Origin of the sequence: Reyranella sp. (assembly GCF_050185545.1) — a bacterium.
In the GTDB taxonomy this organism is placed as follows: Bacteria; Pseudomonadota; Alphaproteobacteria; order Reyranellales; family Reyranellaceae; genus Reyranella.
The window spans coordinates 1-10,913 of record NZ_JBFWZI010000184.1; the positions used below are offsets into that span (position 1 = coordinate 1).

At 67.8% G+C, this 10,913-nt stretch carries 11 protein-coding genes; 5 read left to right on the forward strand and 6 right to left on the reverse strand.

The window, feature by feature from the left end:
- Window positions 1-163 precede the first annotated feature (163 nt).
- From AB7O82_RS31150 to AB7O82_RS31175, 6 genes are all read right to left on the reverse strand, one after another.
- On the reverse strand, window positions 164-889 hold the full coding sequence (locus tag AB7O82_RS31150; RefSeq protein WP_428550275.1) for an ABC transporter ATP-binding protein: 726 nt from the start codon (window positions 887-889) through the stop codon (window positions 164-166).
- Window positions 886-1,620, reverse strand: coding sequence for an ABC transporter ATP-binding protein (locus tag AB7O82_RS31155; RefSeq protein WP_428550273.1), 735 nt, complete (start codon window positions 1,618-1,620; stop codon window positions 886-888). The genes AB7O82_RS31150 and AB7O82_RS31155 overlap by 4 nt, the downstream gene beginning before the upstream one ends.
- 9 nt (window positions 1,621-1,629) lie before the next feature.
- Window positions 1,630-2,619, reverse strand: a complete 990-nt coding sequence (locus AB7O82_RS31160) for a branched-chain amino acid ABC transporter permease (protein ID WP_428550270.1) — start codon at window positions 2,617-2,619, stop codon at window positions 1,630-1,632.
- Window positions 2,620-2,629: 10 nt separating this feature from the next.
- Window positions 2,630-3,493 carry a branched-chain amino acid ABC transporter permease gene (locus AB7O82_RS31165; protein WP_428550267.1) on the reverse strand — a complete coding sequence of 288 codons (864 nt, stop codon included), beginning with the start codon at window positions 3,491-3,493 and terminating at the stop codon, window positions 2,630-2,632.
- A gap of 49 nt (window positions 3,494-3,542) precedes the next feature.
- Entirely contained in the window at window positions 3,543-4,799 is a 1,257-nt protein-coding gene (locus tag AB7O82_RS31170; protein ID WP_428550264.1) for an ABC transporter substrate-binding protein, read from the reverse strand.
- A gap of 243 nt (window positions 4,800-5,042) precedes the next feature.
- Window positions 5,043-6,179, reverse strand: a complete 1,137-nt coding sequence (locus AB7O82_RS31175) for a mandelate racemase/muconate lactonizing enzyme family protein (protein WP_428621049.1) — start codon at window positions 6,177-6,179, stop codon at window positions 5,043-5,045.
- 187 nt (window positions 6,180-6,366) lie between these two features.
- Here AB7O82_RS31175 and AB7O82_RS31180 point away from each other — a divergent pair, with 187 nt between their 5' ends.
- The 5 genes from AB7O82_RS31180 to AB7O82_RS31200 all read left to right on the forward strand — a co-directional run bounded on the left by AB7O82_RS31180 (window position 6,367) and on the right by AB7O82_RS31200 (window position 10,880).
- Window positions 6,367-7,383: an NADP-dependent oxidoreductase gene (locus tag AB7O82_RS31180; protein WP_428621052.1), complete on the forward strand. Its 1,017-nt coding sequence runs from the start codon at window positions 6,367-6,369 to the stop codon at window positions 7,381-7,383.
- On the forward strand, window positions 7,380-8,564 hold the full coding sequence (locus AB7O82_RS31185) for a CaiB/BaiF CoA transferase family protein (protein WP_428550255.1): 1,185 nt from the start codon (window positions 7,380-7,382) through the stop codon (window positions 8,562-8,564). The genes AB7O82_RS31180 and AB7O82_RS31185 overlap by 4 nt, the downstream gene beginning before the upstream one ends.
- A gap of 94 nt (window positions 8,565-8,658) precedes the next feature.
- Window positions 8,659-9,207, forward strand: coding sequence for a HutD/Ves family protein (locus tag AB7O82_RS31190; protein WP_428621054.1), 549 nt, complete (start codon window positions 8,659-8,661; stop codon window positions 9,205-9,207).
- Complete coding sequence (locus AB7O82_RS31195) at window positions 9,192-10,115, forward strand: 2-dehydropantoate 2-reductase (protein ID WP_428621056.1); 924 nt, start codon at window positions 9,192-9,194, stop codon at window positions 10,113-10,115. The genes AB7O82_RS31190 and AB7O82_RS31195 overlap by 16 nt, the downstream gene beginning before the upstream one ends.
- 12 nt (window positions 10,116-10,127) lie before the next feature.
- Window positions 10,128-10,880 carry an extracellular solute-binding protein gene (locus tag AB7O82_RS31200; protein WP_428621057.1) on the forward strand — a complete coding sequence of 251 codons (753 nt, stop codon included), beginning with the start codon at window positions 10,128-10,130 and terminating at the stop codon, window positions 10,878-10,880.
- Window positions 10,881-10,913: the final 33 nt, after the last annotated feature.

Below are 10,913 nucleotides of genomic sequence, written 5' to 3' on the forward strand. Positions count from 1 at the left end.
GGAACTCGGCGTACAGACGATTTGTCATCGGCATGGCGATCTCCCCCGCAAATGCCGCAATACTACAACTTTTGGGCGACGACGTCATTGACTGGCACGGTTTTCGCCCCGACCAATGTCTGCATATCTGAAGGTCATTGAATCGACACTAGGCGTCAGCGGGCTATTCGACACCGAGATAGATTCGCTGCACGTCAGGGTTGGTCGCCAGATCGCGCGCCGGACCTTCAAGGACCGTGCGGCCGACCTGCAGGACATAGGCGTGGTCGGCCGCCTCGAGAGCCAGGTCGACCGACTGCTCCGCCAGCAGGATGGTCTGGCCGTCCTTGTGAAGGGCGGCGAACGCGTCGTACATCGAATCGACGATGGCCGGCGCCAGGCCCAGGCTGGGTTCATCGAGCAGCAGCAGCTTGGGATCGCTCATCAGCGCGCGGCCGACCGCCAGCATCTGGCGCTCGCCGCCCGACATGGTTCCGGCGCGCTGCCTGCGCCGCTCGGCGAGGCGGGGAAACACCGAATAGACGCGCTCCAGCAGGCGCGGAATTCGGCCTCGATCGGCAAGTGGCGTCGCGCCCAGCATCAGGTTGTTCTCGACGCTCTGCTGGGTGAATAGGCGCCAGCCTTCGGGCGACAGCGCCAGCCCCTTGCGCACCACGGCGAAGGCCGGCTGGCCGGCGATGTTCTCGCCGGCGAAGGTCACGCTGCCCGCCGAGGTCGGCACGATGCCCGCGATGGCATTGAGCGTCGTCGTCTTGCCGGCGCCATTGGACCCAAGCAGCGCCACGACCGATCCCGTCGGCACGTCGAGCGACACGTCGGCGACGCCGATCAAGTCGCCGTAGCGCACCTGCAGGTGCTCGATGCGCAACAGCGGTGCGCTGGAACTCATGGATCGGCCCCGTGCCGCACGCGGCGGCGGCCGAGATAGGCCTCGATCACCCTGAGATCGCTGGTCACCTCGCGCGGGGAGCCGCGCGCGATCTCGCACCCCTGGTGGAAGACGACTACCTGCCGGGCAAGCGAGACGATCACCTCCATGATGTGCTCGACGATCACGATGGTGATGCCACCGCCATGGATGCGCCGCACCAGCTCGATCGCCTCGTGCACCTCCGCCGGCGTGAGGCCGGCCATCGCTTCGTCGAGGAGCAGGGCCTTGGGTTCCGAGGCGAGCGCGCGGGCAATCTCCAGGCGCTTTCGGCCGGGCGTGCCGAGGCTGCGCGCCGGCGCGTCGGCCACCGCCCCGAGCCCGACCCGCTGCAGCACCTCGCGCGCCCTGGCGCGCGCCTCGCGAGCATTGGCGTGGCGCAGCAGGGCGCCGATCGTGGCATTGTCGAGCACCGACATCGATTCGAAGGTGAGCGGCACCTGGAAGGTACGCGCCAGCCCGAGCGCGGCCCGGGCCTCGGGCGGCCGGCGCGTTACGTCGGCGCCGTCGAACAGCACGGTACCCGAGGTCACCGGCAGGTCGCCGGTCAGGCAGTTGAAGAAGGTCGACTTGCCGGCACCGTTGGGGCCGATCAGGCCGAGAATGTCGCCAGCATCGACCGACACCGAGGCGTCGTCGACCGCCTTGAAGGCGCCGAATGCCTTGGTGACATTGCGTGCCTCGATCAGCATGTGCGTGCGTCAATCGGCATGGCTGCGCGCGACCTCGGACTTGGCGGAGGAACGGGCCTTGGCCGGCCGGCGCTCGAGCAGCGACAGCAGCCCGCTCGGCAGGAAGCGGGCGATCACGACGATGATGGCGCCGTAGACGACGAAGGTGAGGCCGGCACCGCGGCCTCCGAGGTAACTGTTCGACAGCTCTTCGAGGGGCACCAGGATGAGCGCGCCGACCAGCGGCCCGAACAGCTGGCCCGCGCCGCCCAGGGCTGCCATCACAACCATCTTGACCGAGATCAGGATGCCGAAGCCCGACTCGGGATCGACGAAGCCGAACATGCAGAGGTAGAGCGAGCCGGCGAGCGAGGTGAAGGCGCCGCTAGTCATGTAGGCGTGGAGCTTGTAGCGACCGGACGAGACGCCGAGCGATCGGGCAGCGCGCTCCGAATCCTTGATGGCACGCAGGTAGAAGCCCATCCGACTCTGCTCGATCCACCAGGTGAGGCCGAGCAGGAACGCCAGCACCGCCAGGAAGATGTAGTAGAAGGGCGTCGCCGAGAGGAAGGAGAGGTCGAAGACGGTGCGCGGAATCGCCGGCCCGCCGAGTCCCTGCGCGCCGCCGAGGAACTCAGAGGTCGAGCTCAGCACGCGCACCAGCTCGGCGACGGCGATGGTGGCCATGCTGAAATAATGGCCGGAGAGGCGCAGGGTGGGCACGCCGATCACGGCGGCCAGCGCCACACTCAGCACCATGCCGATCGGCGCGCCGGCGATCGGCGGCCACTCGAGATGAGTGTAGACCACGACCGCGGAATAGGCGCCGAAGCCGAAGAACACGGCGTGGCCGACCGAGACCTGGCCGGCATAGCCACCGACGATGTTCCATGCCGAGGCGCCGATCGCCGCCAGCAGCACCAGCGCGCCCAGCCGCTCGTAGACAGGGTAGCCCGCCGCCAGCAGCGGATAGGCCAGCACCGCCAGCAGCAGCGCGCCGGGCAGCAGGTAGCGGGTCACGCCCCACCCATCAGGCTTTCCCCATCAGGCCTTGCGGCCTGAACCACAGCACGAGCACGAACAGGACGTAGACGATGACGTCCTTGTAGACCGGCCCGACCAGGTAGGCCGACAGCGATTCGACGACGCCGATGATCAGCCCGGCCGCAAGCGCGCCCATGACGCTGCCGAAGCCGCCGAACGAGACGGTGACGAAAGCCAGGATGGCGAGCGTCTCGCCGACCGTGGGCGAGGTGTAGAAGAAATTGGCGATCAGGGCACCGGCGATGCCGGTGGCGGCACCGGCCATGCCCCAGGCGAGGGCCTGCATGCGCTGCGGCCGGATGCCCATCAACTGGGCGGCGGTCGCGTCCTCCGAGACTGCCAGCATGCGGCTGCCGACTGCGGTATGGGTCAGCACGAGATGCAGGATCAGTGTGATCGCGAGACCGACACCGCCGGCCAGGACGCGCGAGCCCTCGAAGCGAATGCCGAGGAGCTGGAACGAGCCGCCGACCAGCGTGTCGGGCAACGTGCGGAAGTCGGCGCCGAAGGTCCAGAAGGCGACGTAGCGCAGGAACAGCGCCAGGCCGAAGGTGCCCAGGATCTGCGCCAGCATCGGCCCGCGCATGATGTGGCGGACCAGCAGGAAATAGCTCAGCACACCCAGGGTGGCGATGACGATGGCGGCTGCCGGCACGGCGGCGAACGGCCCGCCACCCAGTGCCGTCCAGACCACCACGGCGGTGTACATGCCGAGCATGACGAAATCGCCGTGCGCGAAATTGACGACGTTCATCATGCCCCAGATCAAGGTGAGACCCGAGGAGAACAGGGCATAGACCGCGCCGAGCAGCAGCCCGCTCACGATCACCTGGACCAAGGTCAGCGACACCCTATCCGCGCTCCCCGCCAGATCGCGTCGATCGATCACCAGCTTCCGATCACCAGCCCTTGTACGGCAGGACGACCTGGTCGGTGGCGCGAGCCTTGGGCCAGATGGCGACGTACTTGCCGCTGCGCATCTGCGTCACCAGGGTCGAGGCCAGCACGTTCTGGCCCTTGGTGTCGAACTTCACGCCGTCGTAGCCGGTCACCATCTGGTCAGCCGGCAGGTTGGTGGCCTTGAGCGCATCGCGAATCTTGGCCGGCTCGGTCGAGCCCGCCCGGTTGATGGCGTCGGCCATCACCAGGAAACCCTGCAGGCCACGCGCCGACACGTCGTCGAGATTGTCGCCGCCGGTCTTCTTCTTATAGAGCTCGTTGAAGATGTAGGGGACGCTGCCCGGCTTGCCGCCGGCGAAGGTCGAGCGGTTTACCAGGCCCTCGACCAGGGAGGACATGCTCTTCACGAAGGCCGGATCGTTGAAGCCGGCATTGTCGGCGATCATGATCGCGGGCTTCCAGCCCAGTTCCTTCATGGTCTTGGTGTAGAGGATGGCGTCTGACGTGTAGGAGATGAAGATCACGACGTCGGGGTTCTTCTCCTTGAGCTGCAGCACCTGCGGCTGCACGTCGCTCGAGTTGGCCGAGTAGGCGATCTTCTGCGTCACCGTGAGACCGTCCTTGGCGAACTGATCGGCGATCACGCTCGCCACCGAGTTGCCGTACTCGGTGTTCTCCTGGACGATGGCGATCGAGCCGACCTTCTGGCCGGCCGCCTTCTGCTCGCGCAAGAAGGTCGAGTAGGCGCGGGCGAAATCGATGGCGACCGGCGTGGTGCGGAAGAACCACTTGAAGCCGCGTTCGGTCAGATTGGCGGCGACCGACTCGGCGGTCAGGAACGGGATGCCATGGCGCTCGGCGATGGCGCTCGCGGTGACGGTGATGCCAGACTGGTAGGCACCGATCAGCGCCGCCACCTTCTCCTCGGAGATCAGGCGCAGCGCCTGGTTCTGGCCGGCCGCCGGCGTGCCCTGGTTGTCGGCGAAGATCAGCTGCACCTTGGCGCCACCCAGGCCGGACAGGCCGCCGCCCTTGGCGATCGGCATGATCTTGGCCAGTTCGGCATTGCCGTTGTTGACGACGTCGGCGCCGACCTCGATCGCCATCTTGGAGTAGTTGCCGGCGCTCGCCGAGTTGCCGCTCAGCGGATAGATGATTCCGATCTTGACCGGCTGCTGCGCGGCGGCCCCGAGAGCCAAGCCGAGCGTGGCGAGGCCGGTGGCAGCGGCAAAGGCCCGGCGCGTTGGTTGTATCATGCGCGAATCCCCCAAGAGCATGTCGTTCTGTACGCCAAAAGATTGGCACGGCCGGCGGCAGGCAGCAAATCCCTCTCTTCGTCCTCCCGGCTTCGCCGCTTCGGAGTGGACACATCTCAAATCCCTCCCATGAAAATCGGGGCGGGCTCCGTCCCGATTTTCTCAGCATCGTGACGCGTGCCGGGCGTGCTGGGTGTCTCCCCCGATTACGGGGTGATTACGGGGGAGGGTTAGAGAAGATGATCAGCAAAGCCGGTAGCGCTCCACGGCGTCGCGGTCGAGCTCGATGCCGAGGCCGGGACCGTCCGGCAGCAGCACATGGCCGGCCTCGAGCACGAGCGGCGTGCGCAGGAGCCCGGTGCGCAGCGCGTTGTCGCTCATGTCGTACTCGAGCATCAGCGGATGCGGCGGATGGCCGGTGTGCGGGCTCGCCGGCAGCGCGGCGATGAAATGGCAGGTGGTGGCAAGGCCGACCGCACCGCCCCAGGCGTGCGGGGCGACCCTGAGGTTCTGGGCGTGCGCCAGGGTGGCGATCCGCTTGGCCTCCGTCAGGCCGCCGGTGCCGGCGATCGAGGGCTGCACGATGTCGACGCAGCGTCCGTCGATCAGGGCGCGAAAATCGCGCACCGTGTGATGCGCCTCGCCGGCGGCGATGGCGATCGGTGAGCGGGCGCGCAGCTCGGCGTAGCCCCTGAGATCGCCGGGCGGCAGCGGCTCCTCGATCCAGTGAATGCCGAAGGGCTCTATGGCGCGCGCGCATTCCAGGGCTACATCGGCGGTGTAGGCACCGTTGATGTCGACCATAAGCAGCATGTCGGGCCTCAACATCTGGCGCGCCAGCTTTACCCGCGCGACATCGTCCCTGATGCCGCGGCCGATCTTGATCTTGGCACCGGCATAGGGATGGGCCGCCGCCTCCGCCAGCATGTGCTCGAGCTGGCGATCGGGGTCGCTGGAAAAGAACCCCGTCGACGCATAGGCCGGGATGCGCGTCGCGCCGCAACCGCCAATCAGGTCGCACACGCGCACCCCGAACCCCCGGGCAATGGCGTCCCACAGTGCCACGTTGATGGCGGCAAGGCAGGCGGTGAGCTGGTTGCCGACGCCGAGATGATACATGGCATTGCGGATGCGTGCCTCGACATGGTCGAAATCGAACACGCTCTGGCCCGCGAACATCGGCTCGACCATGCGGAAATACTCGCGCGTCACCAGCGGGTTGCCGAACGCCTCGCCGACACCGAGCACGCCCGAGTCGGTCTCGACCTCGACCAGCCCGCCCTGCCGGCGATGGCCGCCGCCGCGCGACATGCCGTAGGCCTTCTCGGGCGCGAAGGCGTATTCGAGGCCGATGAAGCTCAGACGCTTGATCAAAGGCATTGTGCTCTCCCGGAGAGGCCGTTCGCTTCGATTGTCGACCCTGATACCACTCCCGGGATGAAAAGGGGGAGCCCGCCAGCAATCGCGGCTTTGCGATCCGCACCAAGGAACCGGCCTGGGCCTCCGCATTGCCGCTCCCCGGTCGTGCGCTATGGTACCGGCCACACCTGATGCCGGAGCGAACCCCATGGCTGCCATTCCCAAGACCCATCGACGTGTCGTCCTCGTGCGCCGGCCACCCGGCGAGCCGGCCGAATCGGATTTCCGGGTCGAGGAAGTTCCCGTGCCCGAGCCGCGGCACGGCGAGGTGCTGGTCAAGGTGCTCTATCTCTCGCTCGATCCCTACCAGCGCGGGCGCATGCGCGAGGCCGCGTCCTATGCGCCGGCGGTCGGGCTCAACGAGGTCATGACCGGCGGCACGGTTGGCGAGGTCGTGGCCTCGCACAATTCGCGCTTCAAGGTGGGCGACATCGTCGAGGACCGTCTCGGCTGGCAGGAGTTCGCGCTTGGCGGCGGGCCGACCCTGCGCGTCATCGATCCCTCGATCGCGCCGATCTCGACCGCCAACGGCGTGCTCGGCATGCCGGGCATGACCGCCTATTTCGGCCTGCTCGAGGTCGGCCAACCCAAGCCCGGCGAGACCATCGTCGTCTCGGCCGCCTCGGGCGCGGTCGGCCAGGTGGTGGGCCAGATCGGCAAGATCATGGGCTGCCGTGTCGTCGGCATCGCAGGCGGCGGCAAGAAATGTGCCTTCGTCACCGGCGAACTCGGCTTCGACGCCTGCCTCGACTACAAGGCCGAGAAGGATCTCGACGCCGCGCTCAGCGCCGCCTGCCCGCACGGCATCGACGTCTATTTCGACAATGTCGGCGGTGATATCTCCGACGCCGTCCTGCGCAACATCAACACCTTCGGCCGCGTCGCCCTGTGCGGCTCGATCTCGCAATACAATGCCGCCACGCCGCCGATGGGCCCGCGCCTCATGGGCACCTTCGTCGGCAAGCGCGTGACGGCGCGCGGCTTCATCGTCACCGACTTCGCCGAACGCTACGCGCCGGCGCGCCGCCAGATGGGCGAGTGGATCAGGAGCGGCAGGCTCAAGTACCGCGAGGACATCGTCGAGGGCATCGACAAGGCGCCGCGCGCCTTCATCGGCATGTTGCGCGGCGAGAATTTCGGCAAGATGCTGGTCAAGCTTGCATGAGCTACGACGCGCCGTTCGCCGGGCTGAAGGTGATCGACCTCAGCCAGGGCATCGCCGGCCCCTACTGCGCCATGCTGCTCGCCCAGCACGGCGCCAATGTCATCAAGGTCGAAGGCATCGGCGAGGGCGACTGGGCGCGTACGCTCGGCACGCGCTACGGCAACCATTCGGCCTTCTCGATCGTGGGCAATCTCGGCAAGCGCAGTATCGCCATCGATCTCAAGGCGGAGGCCGGCAAGCGGGTGCTGTGGCGCCTGCTCGAAGGCGCCGACGTCTTCCTCGAAGGCTTTCGCCCCGGCGTCATCACGCGGCTGGGCTTCGACTTTGCCGCCGTCTCGGCGCGCGAGCCGCGGCTGCTCTACCTCTCGATCTCCGGGTTCGGCCAGAGTGGCCCGCTCGCCGAGCGGCCGGCCATGGACCCGGTGCTGCAGGCCTATACCGGCCTGATGATGGAGAATCGCGGCGAGGACGGCATCCCGCACCGCGTGCCGGTGATCGTCGTCGACATGTCGACAGGTCTCTACGCTTTCCAGGGCCTGTCGGCCGCGCTCTATGCCCGCCGCGACGAGACGCGCGGTCGCTATCTCGACGCCAGCCTGATGCAGGCGGCGACCGCCCTGCAATCGATCCGCCTGATGGCCTGCCATCTCGAGGGCGGCACGATGAAGCCGGGCGGCGCGCCGGGCGGCGTGTTCAGGATCGCCGACGGCTGGATGTCGATCGTGGCCATCAACGAGCGCGACTGGCGCGCGTTGTGCCGCGCCATGGACTTGCCGGATTTGGCCGACGATCCGAGATTCGATTCCGCAGCCAACCGCCTGGCCAACGACGTGGCGCTCTACGCCATCGTCCGCCCCGCCCTTGCCGCGAGGCCATGGGCCGAGTGGAACAGGCGCCTCACCGAGGCGCGCCTGATGCACGAGCGGCTGAACAGCTACGCCGAGTTCCTCGAGCAACCGCAGGTGCAGGAGACCGGCCTGATCCAGTGGCTCGCCCAGGCCGGCCTGAACCGGCCCGTGCCGGTACCCACGCTGCCCGGCCAGCTGCCGCCCATCGACGGCACGCCGCGAGCCACCGCGCCGCTCACCGGCCAGCACACGCGGGCGATCCTCGCCGAGCACGGTTATGGCGATGGCGACATCGACGCCCTGCTGGCGCAGGGCACGGTGGCTGCCGCATGACGAACGCGGTTCATGTTCTTCATAGGACCGCGGGCGTCTCGCCTGCTCATAATTCATGAGCGGGCGAGACGCCCGCGGTCCCCATGACCGATCGTTGCGCCGTCTCAGCCCCCGGGACTATCGCCGCACGCCGTGGAAGAACGGCGGCGGGATCACGACGGACATCGCCCACGATGGCGAGGTCTGGCGCTTCAGCCGGACGCCGATCACGACGCCCGCGCCGTTCTCGGACTATGCCGGCTTCGACCGCATCCAGGTGCTTGTGAGCGGACGCGGCCTCGTGCTCGAGACGCCGGACGGCGAGATCGACGTGCGCACGCCCTTCAGGCCGGTACGATTTGCCGGCGAGCTCGCGATCGTGAGCCGTCTCGAGGCCGGGCCGGTGGAAGTGCTGAATCTGTTGGGCGACCGCAGCCGCGTCGCGCTCGATCTTGCCGTACTGACTGCGAGCGAGGATCGGCGACTGCGATCCGGTTTGCACGTTGCCTATTGCCCCGATGGCGGCGCCGTCATTCGACTGGGCAACGAACGCCATGCGCTGCCGGCCGATCATGCGCTGCGCATCGGGCAGGCGGACGGCGACGCAATCGCCTGCGAGAGCGGCCGGATCGTGTTGGGAAGCGTGACATGCGTATCGCGGTAGTGGGCGCGGGAGGAGTCGGCGGCGGCTACGGCGCAACCCTTGCGAAAGCCGGCGCCGATGTCACCTTCATCGCCCGTGGCGCGCATCTGGCGGCAATGCGGGGAAAGGGCCTGCGGGTCGAGAGTCCGCGCGGCGACACCCATCTGCTGCCGACCCGGGCGACCGACGACCCGCGCACCGTGGGCCCGGTCGATGTCGTGCTGTTCTGCGTCAAGCTGTGGGACGTCGAGAGCGCCGGCGAGGCGATCAGGCCGATGATCGGACCGGACACGGCGGTGATTCCGCTGCAGAACGGCGTCGATGCCTCCGACCGCCTGGCGCCCATTGTCGGCAAGCAGGCGGTGATGGGCGGCGTCGCCAATATCAGCGCGACCATCGCCGAGCCGGGCGTGATCCGCCAGACCGGCACGGTGATGCGCATCGCCTTCGGCGAGCTCGACGGCCGCGCGAGCCCGCGTGCCGAGGCCTTCGCAGCCTTGGCGCGCGCGGCCGGTATCGACGTCGTGCTGAGCCTGTCGATTCTGAGCGAGCTCTGGATGAAGTTCATCCTGCTCGCCTCCAATTCCGGCATCATGGCATTGGCGCGCCTGCCGATCGGCAGGCTGCGCGACGATCCGGACATCGCTCCCTGGTTCACCACCGCCTACGAGGAGGTGGCCGCCGTCGGCCGCGCCGCCGGCGTACCCCTGCCCGCCGACGCGGTGGAGCGGACGCTCGATTTCAATCGCGTCGCGCCGCCCGACCTCATTCCTTCGATGGCCGTCGACCTGCTGCGCGGCAATCGCATCGAGCTGCCCTGGCTGTCCGGCAAGGTCGTCGAGCTCGGCAGAAGGCACGGCGTCGCGACGCCGACGCACGCCTTCATGTATGCGGCACTGAAGCCCTACATCATGGGGAAACCCGCCTAGGAGCGAGCCACCGTGCGTATCCCGATCTCCCTTTGCCTTGGCCTTTGCCTGATTGGTCTTGGACCGGCGTCTGCCGCCGACCTGAAGCTGCTGACGGCCGGCGCCTTCAAGCCGGTGGCGCTCGAGCTGGTGCCCGAGTTCGAGAAGAAGACCGGCCACAAGGTGAAGATCGAGAACGACACGGCAGGCGGTCTCGCCAAACGCATTGCGGCCGGAGAATATTTCGACGTCATCGTCATGCCGCCCTCCGGCATGGCCCAGTTCCTCGGCAACAAGGTCGTCCAGAGCAGCGGCAAGCCGCTGGTCCGCTCCGGCATCGGCGTCGCCGTCAAGCAGGGCGCGCCGCTGCCCGACATCTCGACCGTCGATGCCTGGAAACAGAGCCTGCTCGCGGCGCGCGCCGTCGCCTACATCGATCCCGCGTCTGGCGGCTCGAGCGGCATCTACCTCGCCAGGCTGTTCGAGACGCTGGGCATCGCCGAGCAGCTCAAGCCCAAGAGCGTGCTGGTGCGCGGCGGCCTGGTTGCCGAGAAGGTGGTGAACGGCGAGGCCACGATCGACATGCAGCAGACAAGCGAGATCCTGGTCGTGCCCGGCGCGGTGCTGGTCGGCCCGCTGCCGCTCCATGTCCAGCATTACACGATGTACTCGGGCGGAATTTCGTCCACCTCGCGCGAGCCGGCGGCCGCCGCCGAACTGCTGCGCGCCTTCGCCGACCCGGCCAACCTGCCGATCCTGAAGAAGAAGGGGATGGAGGGGCCGTAAGCTTCGCGTTCCTCCCCAGCTCCGTTGGGGAGG

What these genes read in the sequence shown, in the direction of transcription:
- AB7O82_RS31150 (WP_428550275.1), bottom strand. Translation starts at nt 889, where the DNA reads ATGAGTTCCAGCGCACCGCTGTTGCGCATCGAGCACCTGCAGGTGCGC.
- AB7O82_RS31155 (WP_428550273.1), bottom strand. Translation starts at nt 1,620, where the DNA reads ATGCTGATCGAGGCACGCAATGTCACCAAGGCATTCGGCGCCTTCAAG.
- AB7O82_RS31170 (WP_428550264.1), bottom strand. Translation starts at nt 4,799, where the DNA reads ATGATACAACCAACGCGCCGGGCCTTTGCCGCTGCCACCGGCCTCGCC.
- AB7O82_RS31175 (WP_428621049.1), bottom strand. Translation starts at nt 6,179, where the DNA reads ATGCCTTTGATCAAGCGTCTGAGCTTCATCGGCCTCGAATACGCCTTC.
- AB7O82_RS31180 (WP_428621052.1), top strand. Translation starts at nt 6,367, where the DNA reads ATGGCTGCCATTCCCAAGACCCATCGACGTGTCGTCCTCGTGCGCCGG.
- AB7O82_RS31185 (WP_428550255.1), top strand. Translation starts at nt 7,380, where the DNA reads ATGAGCTACGACGCGCCGTTCGCCGGGCTGAAGGTGATCGACCTCAGC.
- AB7O82_RS31195 (WP_428621056.1), top strand. Translation starts at nt 9,192, where the DNA reads ATGCGTATCGCGGTAGTGGGCGCGGGAGGAGTCGGCGGCGGCTACGGC.